Annotated in this window: 24 protein-coding genes; 8 read left to right on the top strand and 16 right to left on the bottom strand. The window is 27.9% G+C overall.

Annotation, left to right across the window (positions count from 1 at the left end):
- On the bottom strand, window positions 1-757 hold a 757-nt coding region (locus tag ACI389_RS01585), incomplete at its 3' end, for a DEAD/DEAH box helicase (protein WP_439779800.1).
- Between the two features lie 490 nt (window positions 758-1,247).
- Here ACI389_RS01585 and ACI389_RS01590 point away from each other — a divergent pair.
- The 3 genes from ACI389_RS01590 to ACI389_RS01600 are packed head-to-tail and all read left to right on the top strand — an operon-like array spanning window position 1,248 to window position 5,633.
- Window positions 1,248-3,686, top strand: coding sequence for a UvrD-helicase domain-containing protein (locus tag ACI389_RS01590; protein ID WP_439779801.1), 2,439 nt, complete (start codon window positions 1,248-1,250; stop codon window positions 3,684-3,686).
- 11 nt (window positions 3,687-3,697) lie between these two features.
- Window positions 3,698-4,933: a PD-(D/E)XK nuclease family protein gene (locus tag ACI389_RS01595; protein WP_439779802.1), complete on the top strand. Its 1,236-nt coding sequence runs from the start codon at window positions 3,698-3,700 to the stop codon at window positions 4,931-4,933.
- Window positions 4,851-5,633 carry a DUF169 domain-containing protein gene (locus ACI389_RS01600; protein WP_439779803.1) on the top strand — a complete coding sequence of 261 codons (783 nt, stop codon included), beginning with the start codon at window positions 4,851-4,853 and terminating at the stop codon, window positions 5,631-5,633. Before ACI389_RS01595 ends, ACI389_RS01600 begins: the two co-directional genes overlap by 83 nt.
- Here ACI389_RS01600 and ACI389_RS01605 read toward each other — a convergent pair.
- The 3 genes from ACI389_RS01605 to ACI389_RS01615 all read right to left on the bottom strand — a co-directional run bounded on the left by ACI389_RS01605 (window position 5,625) and on the right by ACI389_RS01615 (window position 8,889).
- Window positions 5,625-6,278, bottom strand: a complete 654-nt coding sequence (locus tag ACI389_RS01605; protein WP_439779804.1) for a nucleotidyltransferase family protein — start codon at window positions 6,276-6,278, stop codon at window positions 5,625-5,627. The genes ACI389_RS01600 and ACI389_RS01605 overlap by 9 nt on opposite strands.
- Window positions 6,279-6,308: 30 nt before the next feature.
- Window positions 6,309-7,499, bottom strand: a complete 1,191-nt coding sequence (locus ACI389_RS01610; RefSeq protein WP_439779805.1) for a hypothetical protein — start codon at window positions 7,497-7,499, stop codon at window positions 6,309-6,311.
- A gap of 109 nt (window positions 7,500-7,608) precedes the next feature.
- Window positions 7,609-8,889: a Mur ligase family protein gene (locus ACI389_RS01615; RefSeq protein WP_439779806.1), complete on the bottom strand. Its 1,281-nt coding sequence runs from the start codon at window positions 8,887-8,889 to the stop codon at window positions 7,609-7,611.
- Between the two features lie 103 nt (window positions 8,890-8,992).
- Here ACI389_RS01615 and ACI389_RS01620 point away from each other — a divergent pair, with 103 nt between their 5' ends.
- Entirely contained in the window at window positions 8,993-9,388 is a 396-nt protein-coding gene (locus tag ACI389_RS01620) for a nuclease (protein WP_439779807.1), read from the top strand.
- A 27-nt stretch (window positions 9,389-9,415) separates the two neighbouring features.
- On the opposite strand, the gene ACI389_RS01625 is transcribed toward ACI389_RS01620, so the two are convergent.
- The 8 genes from ACI389_RS01625 to ACI389_RS01660 all read right to left on the bottom strand — a co-directional run bounded on the left by ACI389_RS01625 (window position 9,416) and on the right by ACI389_RS01660 (window position 18,622).
- A complete protein-coding gene (locus ACI389_RS01625; protein WP_439779808.1) occupies window positions 9,416-12,163 on the bottom strand; it encodes an AAA family ATPase in 2,748 nt (915 codons plus the stop codon).
- On the bottom strand, window positions 12,160-13,404 hold the full coding sequence (locus ACI389_RS01630; RefSeq protein WP_439779809.1) for a metallophosphoesterase family protein: 1,245 nt from the start codon (window positions 13,402-13,404) through the stop codon (window positions 12,160-12,162). The genes ACI389_RS01625 and ACI389_RS01630 overlap by 4 nt, the downstream gene beginning before the upstream one ends.
- Window positions 13,405-13,577: 173 nt before the next feature.
- A complete protein-coding gene (locus tag ACI389_RS01635) occupies window positions 13,578-15,080 on the bottom strand; it encodes a helicase HerA-like domain-containing protein (RefSeq protein ID WP_439779810.1) in 1,503 nt (500 codons plus the stop codon).
- On the bottom strand, window positions 15,074-16,150 hold the full coding sequence (locus tag ACI389_RS01640; protein WP_439779811.1) for a DNA double-strand break repair nuclease NurA: 1,077 nt from the start codon (window positions 16,148-16,150) through the stop codon (window positions 15,074-15,076). The genes ACI389_RS01635 and ACI389_RS01640 overlap by 7 nt, the downstream gene beginning before the upstream one ends.
- Window positions 16,151-16,215: 65 nt before the next feature.
- Window positions 16,216-16,968 carry a geranylgeranylglyceryl/heptaprenylglyceryl phosphate synthase gene (locus ACI389_RS01645; RefSeq protein WP_439779812.1) on the bottom strand — a complete coding sequence of 251 codons (753 nt, stop codon included), beginning with the start codon at window positions 16,966-16,968 and terminating at the stop codon, window positions 16,216-16,218.
- A 114-nt stretch (window positions 16,969-17,082) separates the two neighbouring features.
- Entirely contained in the window at window positions 17,083-17,229 is a 147-nt protein-coding gene (locus ACI389_RS01650; RefSeq protein ID WP_048812436.1) for a 50S ribosomal protein L40e, read from the bottom strand.
- A gap of 185 nt (window positions 17,230-17,414) precedes the next feature.
- Window positions 17,415-17,945, bottom strand: a complete 531-nt coding sequence (locus ACI389_RS01655) for a DUF367 family protein (RefSeq protein WP_439779813.1) — start codon at window positions 17,943-17,945, stop codon at window positions 17,415-17,417.
- 2 nt (window positions 17,946-17,947) lie between these two features.
- Entirely contained in the window at window positions 17,948-18,622 is a 675-nt protein-coding gene (locus tag ACI389_RS01660; RefSeq protein WP_439779814.1) for a hypothetical protein, read from the bottom strand.
- Window positions 18,623-18,810: 188 nt separating this feature from the next.
- Here ACI389_RS01660 and ACI389_RS01665 point away from each other — a divergent pair, with 188 nt between their 5' ends.
- Genes ACI389_RS01665 through ACI389_RS01675 form a run of 3 tightly spaced genes read left to right on the top strand, consistent with a single transcriptional unit; the run spans window position 18,811 to window position 20,453 of the window.
- A complete protein-coding gene (locus ACI389_RS01665) occupies window positions 18,811-19,434 on the top strand; it encodes a hypothetical protein (protein WP_439779815.1) in 624 nt (207 codons plus the stop codon).
- A gap of 9 nt (window positions 19,435-19,443) precedes the next feature.
- Window positions 19,444-19,977, top strand: coding sequence for a nicotinamide-nucleotide adenylyltransferase (locus ACI389_RS01670; protein ID WP_439779816.1), 534 nt, complete (start codon window positions 19,444-19,446; stop codon window positions 19,975-19,977).
- A 38-nt stretch (window positions 19,978-20,015) separates the two neighbouring features.
- Window positions 20,016-20,453: a molybdenum cofactor biosynthesis protein MoaE gene (locus ACI389_RS01675; RefSeq protein ID WP_439779817.1), complete on the top strand. Its 438-nt coding sequence runs from the start codon at window positions 20,016-20,018 to the stop codon at window positions 20,451-20,453.
- A gap of 152 nt (window positions 20,454-20,605) precedes the next feature.
- On the opposite strand, the gene ACI389_RS01680 is transcribed toward ACI389_RS01675, so the two are convergent.
- Both ACI389_RS01680 and ACI389_RS01685 read right to left on the bottom strand, forming a co-directional pair.
- Window positions 20,606-20,812, bottom strand: coding sequence for a TOBE domain-containing protein (locus tag ACI389_RS01680; RefSeq protein WP_439779818.1), 207 nt, complete (start codon window positions 20,810-20,812; stop codon window positions 20,606-20,608).
- 20 nt (window positions 20,813-20,832) lie between these two features.
- Complete coding sequence (locus ACI389_RS01685; RefSeq protein ID WP_439779819.1) at window positions 20,833-21,039, bottom strand: TOBE domain-containing protein; 207 nt, start codon at window positions 21,037-21,039, stop codon at window positions 20,833-20,835.
- Window positions 21,040-21,236: 197 nt separating this feature from the next.
- Here ACI389_RS01685 and tsaA point away from each other — a divergent pair, with 197 nt between their 5' ends.
- Window positions 21,237-21,722 carry a tRNA (N6-threonylcarbamoyladenosine(37)-N6)-methyltransferase TrmO gene (gene tsaA, locus ACI389_RS01690; protein ID WP_439779820.1) on the top strand — a complete coding sequence of 162 codons (486 nt, stop codon included), beginning with the start codon at window positions 21,237-21,239 and terminating at the stop codon, window positions 21,720-21,722.
- A gap of 51 nt (window positions 21,723-21,773) precedes the next feature.
- Here the strand turns inward: tsaA and rbr are convergent, their stop codons facing one another.
- Window positions 21,774-22,316 (bottom strand): rubrerythrin, encoded by a 543-nt coding sequence (gene rbr / locus ACI389_RS01695; protein ID WP_439779821.1) that lies wholly within the window; start codon window positions 22,314-22,316, stop codon window positions 21,774-21,776.
- A gap of 96 nt (window positions 22,317-22,412) precedes the next feature.
- Complete coding sequence (locus ACI389_RS01700) at window positions 22,413-23,444, bottom strand: M42 family metallopeptidase (RefSeq protein WP_439779822.1); 1,032 nt, start codon at window positions 23,442-23,444, stop codon at window positions 22,413-22,415.
- Window positions 23,445-23,498: the final 54 nt, after the last annotated feature.

A 23,498-nucleotide genomic window follows, 5' to 3' on the forward strand; every position in this document is an offset into this window, starting at 1 on the left:
AATCTTTTTCCCCACTAGGTGAAGTATCCTCATCAACTAATACAAAATCTTCACCAGTCAACCTATTAGCTAATTCTAATGGATTAGCAAGGGTTGCAGAAGATAATATAAATTGAGGATAAGCTCCATAAAAATTAGCTATTCTTTTTAATCTTTTAATTAAGAATGCAACATTAGAACCAAATACACCTTTATAATAATGAGATTCATCAATTACAATATACCTAAGGTTTTTATAAAATCTAGACCATTGATGATGCCATGACAATATTAGATGTAGTTGATAGGGATTTGTTAGAACAATCCTTGATTTTTCACGAATTCCTCTCTTTTCATTTCTTGGAGTATCTCCGTCATAAGTTCTTGGATTAATTGTTATACCCAACTCTTTTTCAAGATTTTCTAAGACATGTAATTGATCATTAGATAAAGCTTTTGCAGGATAAATATAAAGAGCTGTAGCATCACTATCTTCAATCATAGTCTCCATTATAGGTAAATTAAAAGCTAAAGTTTTCCCAGATGCTGTTGGTGTTGTAATAATTACATTTTCACCATTTTTAATAGATTCATATGTATCTGCTTGATGTTTATATAATCTTACATTCTTTGAATCTAAATAATTAACAATATTCTCATTTAAATTATCAACTTTTTTATAACTAGCCTTTTTAGCTGGAATTGTTTCAATATAAGCGATATTTTCCCTATATCTAACATCATTTTTAAACATGTCAATATTATCTATCTCAACCATAATACCAGCTAAAATTAAAATTAATAATTATATTTTAAATTAAAATAATATTTAAATAATTCGTGTTTTTAAAAATAGTAAGTTAGAAAGAAACACTTCCTAACTTAAATTTATGCATATTAGGGAAGGTTAATTCCCAAGTTATGATATATTTTTAAAATTATTAAAAGTTTATCTTAAATATCCATTACTACTTTTCAAATGCTCTTTACATTGAATACTTAACAATCATTATATTTTAAGGTTTAAATAGATTCTACACTTTGAAAAAAATAGAAAGTTTAATGAAAAAAAATAAATTAACTTTTTCCTCTTAAACATATACCTCAATTTTATTATTTATTCATCCATCTAACCTAATTAAACCTTAAAAAAACTCATGTCAATTAATAATTAAATCAATTTCATATTCTTGTTTAATCTAAGCCATATAAAAAATATTAATAAGATATCTACATACATTAAACTATATTAAATTTTGAGTGAGAATATGATTTTATATGAAGAATTTGAAGATATAGTTGTGAATATACTTAAAAGAGATATTTCTTCAAATAAAGAACAAAGAAATGCAATATTAGCTCCATGTAATAAATCATTATTTCTTGTTGCGGGACCAGGTTCTGGAAAAACAACAGTTATGGTACTGAAAATATTAAAATACCTTTTTGTAGATGATGTTGAACCTAATGAAATAATAGCTACAACATTTACAAGAAAGGCAGCTGATGAATTGTATTCTAGGATACTTGGTTGGGGAGATATGATTAAAAATCATCTTCTAAACAACAACGATGACTTTGATACCATTGCAAAAATTACATCAATTGACTTTAATCAGATAATAATCGGTACAACAGATAGTATTGCTGAAGAATTACTTAGGGAATATAAAAAACCTGGTGAAAACCAATCTATTGTCATTGAAGGATTTGTAGCTAATTCTGCAATGATAAAAATCCTAATTGAAGATGAAAGATACCTTAATAAGAATTTAGTAGAATATTTAAAAGAAGTAAGTGGTAGAGAAAAACTTGAAGAACCCTCTAAAATGAGTGAAATTCTTATTGAAATGAAAAATAGGATTTATTATGATGAAGTTGATTTTAATAAATTATACCATAAAACACAAGAAGGTAGTGGAGCACGTATTGCTCTTGATTGTATAAAAAAATATGAAAATAAACTTCAAAATAGGAATATAATTGATTTTACAATGCTTGAAGCAGAATTCCTTAAAAAATTAAAAAATAATGAATTAAAAACATTTTTAGATGAAATTAAAATTGTTTTAATTGATGAATATCAAGATACAAACTTGCTTCAAGAAGATATTTACTTTACAATTGCTGATTATGCTCTTAATAATAATGGTAATATAACTGTTGTAGGTGATGATGATCAATCACTTTACAGGTTTAGAGGAGCAACTGTTGATTTATTTACTAATTATCAAGAACGTATTAATCAAAAATTAGGTATTAATGTTGAAGAAATAAATTTAAGGACAAATTATCGTTCAACAGAAAATATAATTGAACATTGTAATCAATTTGCTGAATTAGATATGGAATATCAAAAAGCAAGAGTTGAAAATAAACCTAAAATCATTGCTCCGGATTTTGATAACGATAAAATGCCAATTTTAGGAATGTTTAGGAACAATCCAGAGATGCTTGCAAAAGATTTAACTAGATTAATAAATCAACTTGTAAACAAAGGTGAAGCTAAGATAAAAGTCTTACAAGTCCTAAATAAAGAATACTATGAAAAAATAAACGGTGCAATTGATATTGCAAGATTACAACAAATTAAAGAGGAAAATATAAAAGCAGGTCGTGAAATTGAAAGTATAACCCTTAAATTAGATAGTGATTATGGTTCAGCATCTGATATTGCAATTTTATCATATTCTCCTAAAGAATCACATTATGGAAACCGTTCATTCTTACATTATCTAAGAAAAAATCTCAAAAAATTAAGACAACCCATTGAAGTATTTAACCCTCGGGGCATTGAACTTCAAGATATTGATATTGTTGGTATTTTCTGTGGTTTAATTCTTGAATGTGTTGATCCAGAGAGCAATGTGCAAAAATCTGATAAAACTATACCTAAATTAGCAATTCACAACATGAGACGTTGGAGAATGAAAGCTAAGGATTTTATTAAGCTAAATCCTGAACCTCATGACCCAATTACATTATCTCAATTTGTTACTCATTGGCAACTTAGACGACCAATAGGATATACTGACTGGCCAAAAACTGCAAGTCTAATGGAACTTGCATATAAAATAACAACTTGGATTGAAGAATTACAAGAAGATGTAGAAGGTATCGTATATTTAGAAGCAATTACCCAATCAATTACACAAACTGGATTTTTTAATGATTATCATTCAAACATTTCCTTTAAAAACCCGAAAGAAGAAAAAGCATCAATTCTTGAAGCTATTTGGAATATTTTCATTCCTTTATCCACAGGAGGAGTAAAAATTGATGAATCATTACTTGAAACATTACCAGATAACAGAATTAATGTATTATCTATTCATCAATCCAAAGGATTAGAGTTCCCCTTAGTTATTGTGGATGTTGGTTCTAGATTTAAACAGAATGATGTGAGAACTCAAAAATTAAGATTCCCAAAATTAATTACAGAAGAATTAACACTTGAAAATAGAATAAGACAATACAGTAAACTTGGAGAAAATAAAAGAGGAGAAAAAGACAAATCATTTGATGATTTAACAAGACTATATTTCGTTGCATTTTCAAGAGCTGAAAAAGTATTACTATTAATTGGTTTGAATTCTGCTATTGAAGGTTACAATAAAAAGAATGACCATTTTGACATTCCAAATGTTGCTCTTGGATGGAGCAGGGATGAAAAATATGTTGGATTTAATGAAATCTATCTAATTTAGGAAGTGATAATGTGAAATTACCCTCAAGGTCAAAATCATACATGATTCCAGAATATAGTGTAACTGGCGATTTATTATCATACTTAACTTGTAATTTACAATACAGATACCAGAATAAAGGAACATTACCACCATCTAAACCTGTTCAAAGATGGTTTGGAGAATTTATTCATGGTGTTATTGAAGAAGCATATATCCAATGGGATCAATACGATATAGAGTTTCCATGGGAGTGGAAAAAAGATATTAGACCAATTGAAGATTTAATTGATTTAAGATTACAAATTAGAGGTCTTTACCCATTTGATGAAGATTTATTTTTCAGTATTCATAATCAAACGGATGAAAAATTAACAATTGATGATTTAAATGAACATGACCATAAGAAATTAGCTAGTGCTAGAGCAGAAAAAGCAATAAATATTTGGGGAAAAGATTTATTTCCTTTAATTGATTCATCTGAACACTTAATAAAAGGTATACGTAATATGCCTAATTATGATAAAAACAGAAGCAGATCAAATTACTATGGAATTAATGGAATAGTAGATGTTTCATCATCTGTAAAAATCAACAAGACACTAGAGCAAAGTACTCTTGATAATTATAATAATAAAATATTAGAATACTTAAAAAAAGATGAAAATTTCCAAAAAAGAGTAGCTAAATTCGACAATGACGATGAATATGAAATTCTTATTGATTATAAAGGAATGAAAAGACCACCAGAGAAAGTTAATAATCCTAAAGCTGAAGATAAATGGGAAACTCATAAACAACAGATATTAACCTATTCTTGGCTTAGATCAGAACAAAAATCTTCTAAACCAATAATTGCAGGAATTATTTTCTATTTAAATGAATTAGTTCCATCAAAAGAAGATTTAGTATTGATTAAAGAAGAATTAAACAATGGATTAACTGATGTTGGATATGAATATGATAAAGATATAGAATTAATTAATAATTGGCAAGAAGATGATAAAGCTCCTGAGTTAAGTGATAGCTTTAAAATGGACAGATCAATTAGAATCATTAATGTTGATGAAGCTGAAAGAGAAAAAGCTCTTTTAAAATTCGATAATGTAGTTTTTAACATTGAAGAATCATTAATTAAAGAAATGAATGGATGTAAAATTCAAGACGCATGGAAAGGAGATTCTGATGAAAGAACATGTAGTGCTTGCGATTTTAAGACTTTCTGTAAAAATAACAGTGTTAAAACAAAAGACTTTAAAATCCCATAATACAAAAATAACACTGGCGATTATAATGAGTAATTTAGAAACAAACCAAAAATATTGCGAAACCATCGAAAGTAAAATCAAACTTGATGCAAAACCTGTTGCTATGAAGTTAATAAAAACTGAAGATGACTTACCTGAAGGCATAGACTTAATAGATGAAAAAATTAGACATTGCGAAATGATTAGAAAAGCATCTCTTGGAAACACTTTTTACTCCACAATTGAACAACAATTATGTTTAGGTGGAGCAGGCGCAATTGGACTTAGAGACATGCCTGAAAAATTAGCAAATGGTGAAAAATATTTCTCATTAGGAAGATTCCAAGATTTAGAAACTGCTAAAAAATTAACTGCAGAGCTTTCCATCGTTGAAGATATACATTGGGGAATGATTTATGCTCCTTTAGATGAAGCAGACTTTGAAGCAGATGTTATTCAAGTCATAACTGAACCAGTTGGTGGAATGAAACTTGCTCAATCTATTGTCTATAAAACAGGTGCAAAAATTGAACCTTCTTTTGCAGGTATCCAATCATTATGTGGAGATGCATTTGCAAACCCACATATCACAGATGGCATTAATTTTACCTTAGGCTGTGATGGTTCAAGAAAAGCAGCAGATATCAAAGATAATGAAATGACAGTAGGTATTAGTAAAGCTAAAATCGAAGAAGTTATTTCTGGCTTAGATTCAATCTAAAAGTACTAAATAATCATCATAATGATTAATATTTAATAATTCTTTTTTATTTTTTTCTTTTATTCCATAAAATGTATATCCATCAGAAAATATTTTTCTTAAAATTGGATTTAAATTATCATCCTCATTTTCTAAATACTTCATCAAATTTAACCGTGGAGCTACAAAAGGCATACCTAATCCTTCAGCAGTATTTAATAATCCAGTTTTTCTTCTTCTTAAAATAGATATTGTATGATAAGGATCATCTGAATTATTGCTTGCTTTAATCATACGATTAAATGTTTCAGTTGACACTGTTGGTTGGTCTGCTGTAATACATAATGCAAATTCAGAGTCAATATTCGCCAGACCATTGTAAAGTGATACTGATAAACCTACATCAACAGGATCATTAATTATGAATTTAACTGAGTCTTTATAATTATCAAAAATAGCTTCTTTTATTTCATTAGCATAATGACCAAGTACTACAATACATTCATCTACATCTGCAGATAATGCATTATCAATAGTTGTCTCTATAACAGTCTTATCTTTAAAAGGTAAAATAAGTTTATTTTTTAATTCGATATTTCGAGAAATTTGGTCTTTTCTCATTCTGGAATTTTTTCCAGCTGCTGTAATAATAGTTGAAATTGACATAAAAAAAGAAAAAAAGAAAAGATAAATTCCTTATTCTGGAATATATCTTACAACTTGAGAGTAAATACCCATTCCAGTACCTTCACCTTCAGTCCACATTTTAATTAATACAGGATAATCATGGTTGTTTGTTACCATAATATCTTGTGCTGGATTAAATCCGAATAAAACTGCATCTTCTTCCCAACTCATACCAACAGGTAAATCAAAACCTTCAGCAGTAACTGCTGCTCTTAAAGCTCTAGCAGATGGACATACACCATGTGCAGCACTTCCTCCAGGAGCAGATGGGTCAACAGCTGATTCAAAGTACACATAATCTTTACCACTTGAAGTTGAATTAGGAGGAATTACAGTTCCATTCCATGCATCTACAAATTGTCTTGCATTTATCTCCCTAATTGAATCACCATACTGTGCATGAGAACCTAAAGAAGTTCCATAAACTTCACCCTCTTTTTCAGTATAATTTCCAGAATATAAAAGAATAGGAGACCCAGTAGGATATTCTGATGCATAATCAACAACATCTTTACCAAAGATTAGCGGTACATCATCAGCAGTAATATTATTTCTTCCATCAGAAAAAGAAGACATTCCTTTTTCTAAAACAAATGTAGATCCTTCCTGAGCATCATAATTATACCAACTTTTGATTGTTGAAATATTATAGTAATCATTATGATAATCTAAATTTTTAATTTCACTTTCAGGAACAGACTTAATTACAGTTCCATTTTCTACGACATCCACACCAGTACTTGTTTTGACTAACCATTTGTATGGAGTACTGTATCCCCATACATAATTATCTGGTGATTTTACAACTAATTTATCTCCAGCATATGTTAAAAATCCTGGACCCTCAACATCAACCACATTACCATATGAATCTATACCTTCACCAGATATGGTTGAAAAATCAAATGGAACCAAACCAGTAGTCATGGTCATTAATAAACCTTGAATATCAAATGCTGTAATTTCATGAAGTGAAAATCCAATATTTGACAATAATGGCACTCTAATTGGATCTTGTTGACCTAAAATTGATTGATTTTCAAACATGGACTGTCCAATAGGAAGATTATATTCATTTGCAATTGATTGAGCAGTATATGAGGTAGCATCCGTTGTCGCACTAAAAACAACAAACAGTATACTTAAAACAATTAATACTAAAAATATTGTAACAGATATTTTTCTCCAATCACTACTCATTTAATACACCTAGTAAATACAATAAAAACTAATCTATAATTTTATATAAATAACAATATTATAATTTAGTTAATATAGTATAAAAATATTATTACTAACCACTAATTCTTTATAAATTTTCAGAAATTAATTTAATTCTTTCTTGGATATTAATAATTGTATCTTGACCATTACCACCGATTAATATTGCATCTTCATGTGAATACTCGGCAACTAACTCAATAATCTCATCAAGGGAATTAACCGTAAGGATATTTCCCATATAACCAAGAGAATTTAATCTATAAATTGCCATATCTAAAGTATCATCCAATCCAGGGAACAAAACAATAACTTCAGGATTGTATTTAACAGCAACATCTAAAATATCCAACCTATGAACTTCATTATGACGTGGAGTGCCAATAAATATAGCATAAAAATCTTTTTCAGATAAAATAGAAGCTAATGCATCGGAATTATCAGTTTTTCCAACATATACAGATGCATCATTAATCTTATAAACATCCAATCTTCCTTCAACAGCATTAAATTCAGAAAGTGTTGATTTAATAGTTTCTTTTGGTATTTTCAATTCCCTTGCTATGGCTGTTGCAAGACCCGCATTAAGCAAATTAAATCTACCAAATAATTTTAACTCATCCTGATATTCAAAATAAGGAATATTTTTATCACTAACTTCCTTAAAATCACTATTAAAATCTTGATTAAAAGCAGTAAATACTGTTTTTCCTTCAAAAAAACTAACAAGAGAATCCTTATAATTAGCAATAGTTTTATGAACATCCATGTGGTCATTACCAATATTAGTAAGGCCAATCATATCAAAATCAAAGCAATATCTGCAAAAATCAAGAGTCATATCACATACTTCAACAAGCAATATATCATATTCCCCTTCATTTGCATCAAGAATTAAGTCATAATAACCTGAAAATCCACCACCACCATTTCCACCAACTAAAACTTTTTTGCCAGCATTTTCCAATATTTCTTTTATCATATGCACAGTAGTTGTTTTACCATTAGTTCCAGTAATCCCTATTGTGAATATTTTTTTATGTTTATCTATAACATCACTTAATAATGCTGAATTTTTTAATAACTTTGTTGCAAATTCCCCACCAAACATACTAGGACTAATTGCAACTGCATCACATTGATCAATATCATATGGATTAGTAAATCCTAAATCAATATTTATACCTTCCCCAACAATTGAAATAGTCTGAGTTTCATCAATTACATCAAAAGATAAATTTGGTAAATTTAAACCAGATAAATCCACATTAATATTTAAATCAGTAGCATAAACTTCCCATCCATGATTTAAAAGAGAGTTTACTGCCTTTTTTCCTTCTACACCTAATCCTATTACTGCTGCTTTCATAAAAAATAATTCCTTAAAATAAATAATTAATAATTAACATTACATTTTTAAAATTAATAAATATTTTTATAATATAATATTTAAAATAAGACCAGGTGAGAAAATGTTTGAAGATGAAAGAGATAATAAAATTTATAATTTAATCATAACAAATGGATTTGATAAGAACAAAGAATACGGTCAATTTACAGAAAGATTATACTCAAAAACAGATTTCTTGTGGAAAGAATCCATGTCTGGATCATATTCCAGTGCTGGTGAAGAATTTTATCAAAAAGTAGATAGAATAATTCTATTAGCAGGCATTTATAATGACAATGAAGAACTCTTTAAAGACTTATTAAATGCAAGTGAAAAATACAAAATACCTATTGTTTTAGTTAGACCATTAGGTATAGAAGAAGTTCCAATTGAATTAGAAGAAAAGGCAGCTACAATTGTTGGATGGAATGCTAACTGTATAATTGATGCAATTAAAGATGCACCTGAAACCATGTAAAAAAAAATAAAAAAAATAATAATGTAATTACATTATTACTTTTGAAACACCATTCACCTTTTCTACTTTAATTAAATTATCAGCAGCATTTTCAAGCTGTGCCTCATGAGTTACAATTATCATTTGAGGTAATACAGCCATTTCTTTTAATAAATTAATTAATTCATGTCTTCTTGATGCATCTAAATGAATTGTAGGTTCATCAAGTAAAATACTATCTAATTCACCATTAGCCATTGCTTGTGTAATACCAAGTCTTAAAGCTAATGCAATAGCTATTTTTTCACCACCACTAACCATACTCATTGATGATTCACCTTCAGGACCATAAACAGTAACATCATATTCATCATCAAGAGTTAAATCAGAATAATTGAAGTTAAATTCATTGAAAAATTCTTTAGTATATTTTTGAATTAATGGTCTTGAGATATTTCTTAAATCCTTTTGAATACCGTTCTTACTGTACAAACTCCTGAAATGATTTAATAAGTTAATATAATCAGAAATATCATTATATTGTTTTTTGAATATATCAATAGTTTCCAATTTATTAGTTAAATCTTTAACTTGAGTAATTGTTTCACGTGCTTGTCCCTTAATACCTGAAAGCTCATTATTAAACTTATTAAATCTTCTTTCATAGATGTCTGAATGATAAATAATTTGTTCATATTTCTCTTTATCATAAACAGAAGCTTTTATTTTGTTTCTAATAATGTCTATTTGATTAATAGACATACCAATATCCTCTTTAACAGAGTCCAATTGTGATAAATAAGATGGTTTATTTTGAATAAATCCTTTAAGTTGATTGTATTCTTCATTTTTATACTTTAAATCATCTATACGATTTTGAAGCTCATCAGATGTTATATCTCCACTTAAATGAGGATCTTGTTCAATTGCAAGTTTAATATTAATTACATGATTGTCAATCTCATTTTTAACTTGTTTTAATTCATATTGAGTTTCAGTTTCATTACCTAAAACTTCTAGTGCACCTTTAGCTTTATTATATGTATCATAAGCCTCTCTGTAAGATTCGCGATCTTGCTTTTTATTTGCAATAATAAGAATTAATTCACCTAATTTTCCACTAATAAACTCCTTAGATGTAAGCTCATCATCGAGTTTATTTAATTTAACTAGTTGATTTTGCAAATGACCAAATTTATGTTTATATTCAATGATTTCCTTAGACAATTCAGATAATTTATTAGATTTATCTTCAAAACTTAGTTTATTTTTAGTAAGTAAACGAACACTTTCTTCATATTCTGAAATTAAATTATTATTTTCTTCAATTTCAATAGAATACTGTTTAATTAATTCTGATTTTTTATTTTCATCAATATCTGCTTGGCAAACTGGACACTTACCCTCAACATTTTTCAAATCATTTAAAGGTTTTTGGCTTGATTTAATATTTTGCTTAAAAACAATAATCTCTTCCTTTTTAGCAACAATATCATTAGACAAACTTTTAATTTTTTCAGATATTTCATCAAAAAAACTATTTGTTGTTTTTTCAATACTTTCAATATCATTAACCTCAGTTAATTTATCCTGATCTACTCCATAATCATTCAATTTATCTTTAGCTATGACAAAAAATTGATTAATTTCATCCCGTTCATCTTGGATTTCTTTTAAAAGATCTTTTTTATCATTATCAAGTTTAGCCATAGTAGCTAATTCTTTTTCAAAACTAACTTTTTGATTATTATATCTGTTAATTTCTTCTTCTGAAGCTAAAAATTTATTAAAATCCTCTTTATTATCTTCAACAAGTTGTTTTTGCTGAGCAATAGAATCTAATTTATTATCAATTTCTTGTTCTTTTTCTTTTAAATTTTGAATACTTAAAACAGACTTTTCAAAATCAAGATAAAGATCTAATTTAGATACATATTTAGCTAATCTTGAAATTTTTTCTTCAGCTTCCTTAATCTTATCTAAATTATCTTGAATTCCATGTTTATCTTGTTCTAATTTAGACAATATTTTTTCTTCGTTTTCAAGATTAATAACTTGTGTTTCATGAATTTCTTTTTCTCTTTCCATGTTCCTTTTGCTTTCAGAAATCTCTTTAAGTAACACATTGACTTCTTCAATATTTTCCTCAAGTTCATGTCCTCTTTGTTTTAATGAGGATAATTCTTCTCTTTTTTTAGTCAAATCATCTGCTAATTCCTCTGAATTATAAAGTTTACCATTAAGTTCTGAAAGTTGATTTTCATAATCATTAATAACTGGTAATAAATGTTTCCAAGCTTTTTCTAAAGAGTCAATACCTAATAATTTAGCAATTAATTGCTTTTTCTCTGCAGAAGTTTTGTCAACTAATTCAGCTATTTCTCCTTGTCTAATGTAAATTGCATTTAAGAATAAATCAGAATCTATATCCAAGATTTCATGGATTTCATTTGATATTTCTTTATCTCCACTACAAACGTGAATATATTCACCTTCAATGGAAGTTTTCTTATATAATGTAGATTTTAAGTTTGATTTTTTTTCACGAATAATTTTGTATTTTTTTCCTTTAGAAATAAATTCTAATTCAACAAACATTGAATTTGCATTATTTCTAACTAAATCATCAATTTTTTTACCAGTATGTTGTTTGAATAAAGCAAAACTAATACCCTCCAAAATTGTTGATTTTCCTGCACCATTTTCACCTACAATAACACTAATACCTTTTTCAAATCTAATAATTGTATCCTCATGAGATTTGAAATTTTTTAATCTTAATTTCGTGAAAATCATTTTAAAACCTCATTAAATGTTTCTTGAATACTCTCTGACTTTTTTTGAGGTGCTTTAAGCTCAACTTTTTCTTCTGTTTGTATTTCAATTTCATTTTTTGTAGAATTATAAAAATCATTATAGAATTGTTTAATTAAATCCTCTGACTCTTCAATCTTATCTTTTGATAAATATTCATACAAATTAATAGCTAACTGAGTTACATCATCATTGTTATATTTCTTTAATTGTTCTACAATTATCTCCTTAGCTCCTAAACCTTTCTGTTTAATATAATCTTCATCAATGAGTTCATCACTTTTAACATTAAATTTTGGTCTAATCATTAATGATAAATCACCTAACTCTTCATTAATAATATCATAAACATCACCTGCATCAGATTCAACACCTCTAATTGTTAAATCTAAAATAGGTTGTTTATCAAAATCTTTAATTGTTTCTTTAATACCTGCAATACCATTTTCTAAGTTTTCATAATCAAGTGACCTTTTAATAAACTCACGAGGAATATCTATCTTTACTCTTTTAACAATAGGTTTTGGACCATCAAAATCAACAACAACAAAACCTTTTCCATTCTTTTTATAATCCTCAAGTTCATTAGTTTTCCAGATTTCCCCTGATCCCGGATATACTAATCTTCCTTTACCAAAAGATTCATTAACATATTTATGAATATGACCAAAAGCATAATAAGTAAAATTATCTGGAATATCACCAATTTCCAATTCATATTGATATCCTAAATATTTATCAATACCTTGATGTAAAACTAAAATAGATTTTTCATAATCAGCTGCTTTTTTAGATAATTCTGCTAATTTAGACTTTAATATTTTACTTTTTGATGATGGATAATATGGTAAACCTGCAATAAAAATATCCCCCTGTATATAATTGGGATTAATTGGACTAATTACTTTTAAACCCAATTTTTTAAATACTACCTGTGGTGGAATAGCACCTCTACGTATTACAGAATCATGATTTCCTGCAATTGCATACATTGGAATTCCAGCACCTTTTAACTTCAATAAACCTCTTTGAAAGGCTAAAAGTGCATTAGGAGATGGTCTTGCAGTTTCAAATAAATCCCCACTATGAATTACAAAATCTACTTTTTCTTCAATAATTTTATCTATAACTCTTTCAAATACTTCATAAAAATCTTTTTCACGTTCAATTAAACCAAATTGACGATAACCTAAATGAGTATCTGACAAATGTGCAAATTTCATTATATTACCTTTAAAATTTTTGTATATAACCAATAAACACTATCTAAAGTATTTAAGTAAATACTATTTTATGATTTTCCATATTTAATAGTTTTCAATGAGAGCATTTGAAAATAAATAAAAATTGCATTAAAAATAGATCATATTGAAAAATTTTAAAAAAAAATATGGAATTAATAATCATATCCCATATCTAATGACTCTCTTTCATCATGTTTAATTTCTTCTTCATCTCTTTTTAAAGATTCTTTGAAGTAAGAAACAATATCCATATCATCACCATGACGGCGCCCTTTGAACTTGTCAATTTTAACAAGAGTTGGTATTTTACTCATTAATCCTAAAACAATAGCTTCTCCGACATTTAATGATGGCAGTTGATTTATTAAATCCTGTGATAAACTTTCACTAGCTGATTGAACATGCCTTTGATCTTCAGGTTCAACAAGCCTTAAAATAATCATATTATTCATTTGGGATAATGCATCATGATCTACAGTTTTTGGGGATTGACTTACTAAACATAATCCTAAACCAAATTTACGACCTTCTCTTGCAACTCTTTGAATCCACCTTTTAGAATCAGATTCTCGTCTATTTGGAGCTAAAATATGTGCTTCTTCTAAAATAAAAAATACTGAATTATCAAGTAATTCTTTCTTGTCCCCTTTATGAGCTGAATTTTTACTTCTTTGGAGTGAATTCCTTAAAATATGACTCACTAAAACACTAGCTACTGCTTCATCAACTTGACTTAAATCTAAAACATTAGCATGTCCCTTTTTGATATTTGATAAGATATTTCCAGCATTTTTATCAAATAAGTTAGAATATTTAAGCATAGCATCATCGATTTTATTCATAACATCAATTATTTGCCTATCAGAACCTTCTTCCATAGACTTTGACTCAAGAATATCATACATTATCTCTAAAAAGTTGATAGTTTCATTTTCACCATTTCTTAATATTGCTTGAGCTTCGTTGAATGCTTTTCTAAAGTGTCTTTCTTGAATAAAACTATTTGCTCCAATATTTACTAATTTTTTGATTTCATAGAAATTCATATAATGAGGATTGAGTTTAGGTTTTATTACATTAACCTCACCATTTGGAAATTCTGCATCTTTATATTCCCCATGCATATCAAAAACAAAAATAGGAACATTATAACCTAATAATTGGTCTATTAAAACAGAAACAGTGTTTGATTTACCTGCACCAGTCATTGCAAGAATAGCTAAATGTCTTGATAAAATTGGATTTGCCTCAACATTAACATCAACATCACTTTGATTTACAAGACAACCTAACTTAATAGGGTTTTTTACACTAAATATTTCATCTAGAACTTCTTTGTCGGCTAAATGGATTTCTGTTCCCGGAAGTGCTGGTGTTCTTGGTAATTTTAAATTATCGTTTACATCTCCAAGAATTTTCACTCTACCTTTAACGTAATTGTCACCAACTTCGAGTCTTGCAATCTTTTGAATTGCATTAAAATCATTAATATCTACATTTAAAGAATCATTTCCCCTAATTAAATTTTCAATCATTCCTAAAACTTTTTTCCCGTCATATTCCATTGTAACATATTCGCCAACTTTTGGCATCTTATCTGAAATAAATGTTACTTCTGTAAGTGAAGTTTCCCCAATACAAATTCCAACTACCATGACATCACTTCCCTATTAGTTGTTTCATAAATTCTAGCTATTTTCAATAATTCTTTAATATTCTTATTTGTAATTACAACATCATTATGTGCTCTATTAAGTAAATATGGATAACCTTGAACTGTTAATTTATTAATTTTTTTAATTAACTCAAACACTTCTTCTTTTGATGCTTTATAAGGTAATTCTACTTTTAATACATTCTTCTTGTCTTGTAATCTAATATAAAATATTGTGAAAGTTATACTCTTAAACAAATCACCAAAGTATGGAAATGCCACTTTTTCATGAACTTGTCTATATTTAATTGATGAGATTCCTTGTTTTTCTGTGAATTTATCTAAAAATGCAATATCTGGAATATTCCACTGAAATAAATCATTATCAGATGATGATTTTGAAATTGAAATAATTCTTTTTCTAAACTGTAAAAGTTCTTTTAAAAGAACAATTTTTTCAATAGATGCAAGGTAGAGGTTATATTCTTCTATTTTATTTGAATTTTCATTTTTTGGCAATTCAACAAGATTTAGTGAATCCCTAATTTCTGGAAAAGCCAAACCATATTTATTTATAACTAATCTTTCCTCAAACGCTTTAAGTAATCCCTCATCTAAATGACTTTTAAGTTTAAGTGGTAATTTAGCACCACTTGGAAATGCATTTTGTAAATTTCCAAGAATAGACCCATCAAACATATAATAATCAACATCATAATCATTAATAGCTCTAAGTGCACATTTAAGTTCATAAATTGCCATATAATTACCAAGTAGTTCATCTAAAAAAGAAACATGTGGAATATCAAAAATATCTGAATCATCGATTTTTTTAATATTACCCTCATCATAAATTATGGATTCCGCACCAACTGCACAAAAATTAGTTGTTAGAAATTTCTTTTTATTAAAACTTCCATCACCTGCAGCAATAGAAAAATCAGCATTACTTTCTAGAATATCCCTATTAAACCATTTATCTTCTAATTTAGATTTAACATCTGTTTGTGAATCAATATCACGAATAAATCCTCTTTTAGTTATGGCTTTTTCATATAATGAATTTAACATAAATATCACTATAAAATAATTATGTTAATAATAAATAAAAAAAGTATTGTAAGAGCAGTTGAAAACTACTCCATTGAAGCCTTTAAAATAGCTCCAGTTAGTTCTTGAATTTTATCTTTTACATTATCGACTTCTTCAACAACAGTACCGGTTACAATAATATCTCCGCCAGCTTTTGCAGCTGTATATGCTGCTTTACCATCACGAATTCCTCCACCAACAATAAGAATATTTTTTGGACCAGCCATTTTAGCATAACCAACCATTTCTGGAGGGACGGGTTCTTCTGCACCTGAACCTGCTTCAAGATAAAAGAATTTAATTCCAAATAATTCTGCAGACATTGCATATGCTGCAGGTATTTTAGGTTTATTTCTAGGTACTAAATTTGCATCTCCAACCCAACCAACGGTTCCACCAGGAGAAACAACCATATAATGCATGGATAATACTTCCATTCCAGATGTTTTAACTGCTTGTGCAGCTAATGCTTGAGCACCATTAATCCAATATGGATTTCTAGAGTTCACATAACTCATATAAAAAATAGCATCAGCATATTTACTTACACTGCTAGTATTACCTGGGAAAATAATAATTGGAACAGCAATATTCTCAGATAATATTTTACAAGTATTATCTACATCATCACCATCAACAGTAGATCCTCCAATCATAATACCATCAGTTCCACCCTCAATAGCTTGAGTAGCTATTTCTAAAGCTTCCTCCGGTGTTTGTTCATCAGGGTCTATTAAAGTAAAATGTATTTTTCTACTTTTTAATATCTCTCTAATATAATTTTCAACATCTTTCATAAGAATACCTAAAATAGAATTTATTAAAAATAATATATTAAATTAATTGTTTATAAATAAAAATTAGTTAAAAATAAGTTTAAAAAAAATAAATAAAAAGATAAGAGAATGAATTTATCCTCTTGGTTCTTTAGCTTTGAATCTTAATCCTTTGTAACCGCATTTTCTACAAGTTGTAGCACCAGCAGGGTTACGAGCATTACATTTTAAGCAGATTTTTACATTGAACATTCTGTTTTCTGCTTCTTCGAATCTTGCCATTAAAACTCCTCCTTATAACCGTGAAAATTAATAATAATAAACTGTTATGGTATTCATAACTATTAATTAATTATTTAAACTTAATAGTATTTAAATGTTTAGTTATTTAACTTTAAATAAAGAAAATATGCTTTTATAAAAAATAAAATATTTGAAAAAGAGATTAACTAATAAATCTCTTTAAATCAATCAATATCTTCTTTTTGAGAATTTTCTAAAAATTCATTTTGAACTTTAACAACCTCAGCACTAGTATCCACTTCACTATATGCTTCAAGTAAATCATGGTTTAACTCTAAAAAAGTATGTCCCCACTTAAATCCATCCATCATTTCACGTGCCTCATCTTTAAAACGAGTAATATAAAGTGTTGCAGCAATAGCCTCAACTGTTGATAAAATACATGGTTTTCCATAATTTACAGGATTTGTTGCTATTAAAAAAGGAAGTGATCTATGATATTTTGATAAAGAAAAGAATTTTTTAGATTTAGATACTTCATTCCAAGAACAATCTAAACCTACAACCCCTCTTCTTTGTACATATCTATAATCTTCATATGATACAGCCTTCTCAGCATAGGGATTTAAAACAATTGCACCACTTGGAATTTTATTAATATCATAAACTAATCTACATTTACCCATTTTTTCCATTTTTATTGATGTGCATTTCTTCCTATCACATTCATTTGCATGAAAGACTGTAATTTTCATGATTATTGGGCTCCTTGAAGTACAGAGGTATTTCCTGCTTTATATTGTTGTATTAAATCCATTTCTTGATTAAATTGTTCTTTTGAAAGTCCAAATTCATCATAAATATGTGGAACATTTTTACTTTCTTTTAAAGTTAGACTTTCAAGTAACGGTTCAAAATAATCAGTATATGCTTCACTATATATATTACCAGTAGCATTGATTTTAGATTTTCCATCAATAATCATATAAATTAAATAACCTTGTTTTTTACCTTGTGATTCACCAATAATAATATTCATTACAGCATTATCATTAGAAGAGCTATTACTTGAATTAGTATTCGGAATTGCTTGTGTAAAATAGATATTCCATTCATTACCGTTGAATGTTCTTACTTCAGGATAACCCACACCTTGAATTTGATATATTTCCATTAAAGCTGAAGAGTTATCTACAGTAGAAATATTATAAGTTATTTTATTTTCTTTATCTTCATAAGAATGCATGAACTTTTCTTTATCATTTTCAAGACTTACATTGCCTACAAAACTACCTTCCATAAAATCCATTTTAAATGGAGTAGTTTCAACATTTTTATTATCACCAATAAAACCAGTGGCAAATAAAACACCAGCAATTGCAATAATCACTACAACTATTGCAAGAATAATAATTATATTTTTATTTTCCATGAAAAAACTCCTTAATTTAATTAATAAGATATAAGTAAAAAGTCTTTAATATAAGTTTAGTTAGATATCTAATTATATTAAAAACAAAATAAGGTTAAATTATGAATAAAAAAATGCAATATCAATTATTACTTATTGTTCTAATAATTATAGTAATATTTAATTTAGTAGTTATTTTTAGTTCTATTATGACTACACCAGATAATGATTATAATATTACAAAAGTGGGACATAATAATAATGGTACTGTTTATAAAATTGAGGCAGGAAATATGTCCTCTAATGAGACCGTTGGACTTATTTTAGGAGTTCATCCAAGAGAACATGAAATTCACGAAGCTGTAAATAAAACAATTTACAATATTACCTCTGAAGATGGAACTAATAATCTTACTAAGAAATATGTAATATATTATATTAAGACTAAAGACAATTTAACTTCACGTGATGATACAAGACCCGCTGGAGAGGAATTAGCTAATAAATATATTGTTCCAAATATTGTTAAAGATAAACCATTTATTGTAATAGATGTTCATGAAATAAATCCTGATTATGAATATTCCAATTTCATATTTAGTCTATCTAACAGAACTGATACAATTGACTCTTTTATTTCAAAAATTGCTAATGATGTTAATTTAGTTGATTATGAGTTTGAATCTGGGACAAGTCCTGAAAAAGTTACAATACCAATAGCAAAAAAAGGAATTAATACATTACTCATGGAAATTTCAACTACTGATGCTTTAATGGAAAAACAAAAAACTGCAGAGAATTTAGTTAAAAGTTTAGATAGTTTAGAAGCTTAAGTGATTAAAATGAATAAAGTTCGTGGAATTTTGATTGGAAGAATGCAACCTGTCCATAATGGACATATGCAGATTATTGATAGCATTTTAGAGGAAGTAGATGAAATTATAATCGGCATAGGTAGTGCTCAATTGAGCCATAGTATAAAAAATCCATTTACTGCTGGTGAGCGTGTTGTTATGATTAATCAGGCATTAGCTGATCGTGGCATTAATCCATCACAATACTATATCATTCCTATGCAAGACATTAATTTTAATGCTCTTTGGGTTTCTCATGTTAAAATGTTAACACCTCCATTTACAAAGGTTTATTCTGGAAATAATTTGGTTAAACAACTATTTTTAGAAGAAGGATATGAAGTTAGACAACCTCCACTTTATGATAGGTTACAATTATCTGGAACAGAAGTTAGACGTAGAATGATTGAAGGTGAAAACTGGCAGGAATTAGTTCCTAATGCAACTGTTAATCTTATTAAAGAGATTAATGGTGTTGAGAGAATAAAAAATTTATCTTTAAAAGAAATTAGTGAAATATAATAATACAAAAAACAATATAAAATAATGGAGATGAGATAATGGTTGTAAGAGTTATTGAATCAAAAGAAGACAAAGTTACAACTGCAGATTTAATAGATGAATTAAAGAAAAATAGCAAAGTTGATTATTGTGGAGCTATTTTCAGTTTTGAAGGTTTTGTAAGGGGAAAAGAAGAAAATATGAATTTACAAAAGTTGATTTTAACTACACCTGATAAAGAAAAAACTAAAGCTGAAATTGAAAAAATTGTTGAAAATGCTAAAATCAAACACAATGTTGCTGAAATATCTGTTGTACACTACATAGGTGAATTTTACACCGGTGATTTATTATTCTTAGTTGCTGTTTTAGGTTATCACAGAGATGAAAGTTATAACGCTTTAAAAGAAGTAATTGAAACAGTTAAATTTGATGTTGAGTTTAAAAAAGAAGAAATTTCAGATGAAGGAACAAAAGTTATTCTCGCAGGAGGTTAAAGTTGTTCTCATTACTTTTTATTTTAAGATTAATAATCTTGTTTTTAATAATTTATGCTATACTTAAAAACTTAAAAACATTATTAAAAGCAGGCGTTATTATTTTTATAATTTTAATATTAGTAGGATTAATGGGATATTAATCCTAAAATTTATTTTCCAATGATAACTTCGGTAGATTTGATAATAGCAGTTACATCATCACCTTCAGTTAAACCTAATTTCTCTGCAGATTCTCTAGTAATTACAGCAGTAATAGTATTAGGTTCACTTACTTCAATTTTAATATTAGCCATTACAGCACCTAAATCTACACTAGTTATTTTACCTTCTAATTGATTTCTTCCACTTAATTGCATAATCTTAATCCCTTGAATATTTATTTACCAATGATAACTTCGGTAGATTTGATAATAGCAGTTACATCATCACCTTCAGTTAAACCTAATTTCTCTGCAGATTCTCTAGTAATTACAGCAGTAATAGCGTTAGGTTCACTTACTTCAATTTTAATATTAGCCATTACAGCACCTAAATCTACATCAGTTATTTTACCTTTTAATTGATTTCTTGCACTTAATTGCATATTAATAATCTCCTTAAAAATAAACAGTAAATGATTCATATCATATACTATTCTTCAATAAATATGTAGTACGAAATGATATATAAATCTTTTGTTTTAATGTAAAAAAGCATTTTAAAAACGATTACCTAAAATCATTCATATCGTAAATTAACAAAAAGAAAATATTTTAAGATATAAAGTTGAATATAATAACTATGAATATCGAATTAGAATCAATTGGTACAATCCACACACAATTCAAAGAAATCGAAGGAATGCCAATTCAACCTACTGGAGCAAAAGGAATAGAAGGAACAATTGAAATTGAAAACAAATTTATTGACGGTTTAAAAGATTTAAACGAATTCTCACACATTCATTTAATTTATTTACTCCACAAAGTTGAAGGATACAAACTTGAAGTCAAACCATTTATGGACACAAAAACACATGGCGTATTTGCAACAAGATCCCCAAAAAGACCAAACCGCATTGGAATGAGTGTTGTCAAATTAAATAAAGTCGAAGGAAACACAATACATGTTGAAAATATAGATATTCTTGATGGAACCCCTCTTTTAGATATTAAACCATATGTTCCACAATTATATGAAGACACAATTGACGAGTTAAAAATAGGTTGGTTTGAATCAAAACATCAAAAAGCAAAATCACAAAAATCAGATGACAGATTTAAATAATTAGAATATTTGAAATTATTAAAAAAAAGTAAAAAGAGAAAATGAATTCTCTTAGTAATTTTGAGCTCTAATTTCAAAATAAGATTTTGGATGTGCACATGCAGGACATTCTTCAGGAGCTTCAGCACCTTTATGAATATATCCGCAATTTCCACATTTCCATTCTATTTCTTCATCTTTAACAAAGACAGAATCATCTTTAATATTGTTTAATAATTTTTGATATCTGCCTTCATGTTCTTTTTCAATTTTTCCAACACATTCAAGTCTATCTGCAATTTCATCAAAGCCTTCTTCTCTTGCAACTTCAGCAAACTCAAGATACATTTCAGACCATTCATGATGTTCACCATCAATTGCATCTTGTAAGTTTTCAGGAGTGGAAGGTACTCCGTCATCATGCAAATATTTAAACCATAATTTAGCATGTTCTTTTTCATTTCTAGCAGTTTCTTCAAAGATTTCTTTTATTTGTACATAACCGTCTTTTTTAGCTTGACTAGCATAGTACTGATACTTTGTATGTGCTTGAGATTCACCAGCAAATGCGAATTTTAAATTTTCTTCAGTTTTACTACCTTTTAAATTAACCATAATTTCACCTTTTTATATTATCTTTAAAGTAAAGAATATAAATTCATCTGTAAATAGAATGAAAAAGTAAGGAGATTAAATTTATCTCCTTAATCACTATAAGTTATTAATAGCTTCAGTAATTAATTCAATGGTTGCTTCAACATCATCCATACTACATACACTTACAGGAGTGTGTATATAACGAGTAGGAACAGATAAAACACCAGTTGGAATTCCTTCACGAGTTAAGTGAATTGCAGTTCCATCAGTAGTTCCACCATCACTTACTTCTAATTGATATGGAATTTCATTTTCATCTCCAGCATTAATAAGTAAGTCTTTTACAGATTGTTGAGTTAAAATACCTCTTCCACTTGCATCTGCTAGAATAATAGCTGGACCTTTACCCATTACTACAGGTGCTTCCTCTGGTTTAATTCCAGGATGATCACCAGATAATGTTACATCAAGTGCAATAGCAAGATCAGGATTTAATTTAAATGCAGAAGTTTTAGCTCCTTTAAGTCCTACTTCTTCTTGAACAGTACCTACACCATAAACAGTAGCTCTGGTATTTACTCTTTTTAAAACTTCCATCATTACATAACAACCTACACGATTGTCTAATGCTTTACCCATGATTAAATTATTTGGATATTCAACAAATAAAGAATTAAAGGTCATTTTATCCCCAATTTTGACCATTTTTTCTGCTTCTTCTTTATCTTTTGCACCAATATCAATAAACATATCTGTAGATTTAACAACTTTATTTCTTTCTTCAGCAGTTGTTACATGAGGTGGTTTTGAGCCAATAACACCTACAATTGGTTCTCCAACGGAAGAATGAATAGTTACAGTTTGGTTCATTAACATTTGATCATTAATTCCACCAATATTTGAAAATTTAATAAAACCATTATCATCAATGTATCTTACCATCAATCCAATTTCATCCATATGAGATGCAAGCATTACAGTAGGAGCTTTCTTTTCACCTTTTTTAGTTGCAATAAGGTTTCCCATACTGTCAATTTCAATTTTATCAGCCACATCTTCTAATTCACGTGTAATAATTTCAGCTATTTTTTCTTCTGAACCAGATACACCTGGTGCTAAAGATAGCTCTCTCATTAATTCCATCATATCACCAAAATAAATTTATAATTTAATTAATATTAATTAATTTCTATTTCCTAT

Origin of the sequence: Methanobrevibacter sp. (assembly GCF_051877095.1) — an archaeon.
GTDB lineage: Archaea > Methanobacteriota > Methanobacteria > Methanobacteriales > Methanobacteriaceae > Methanocatella.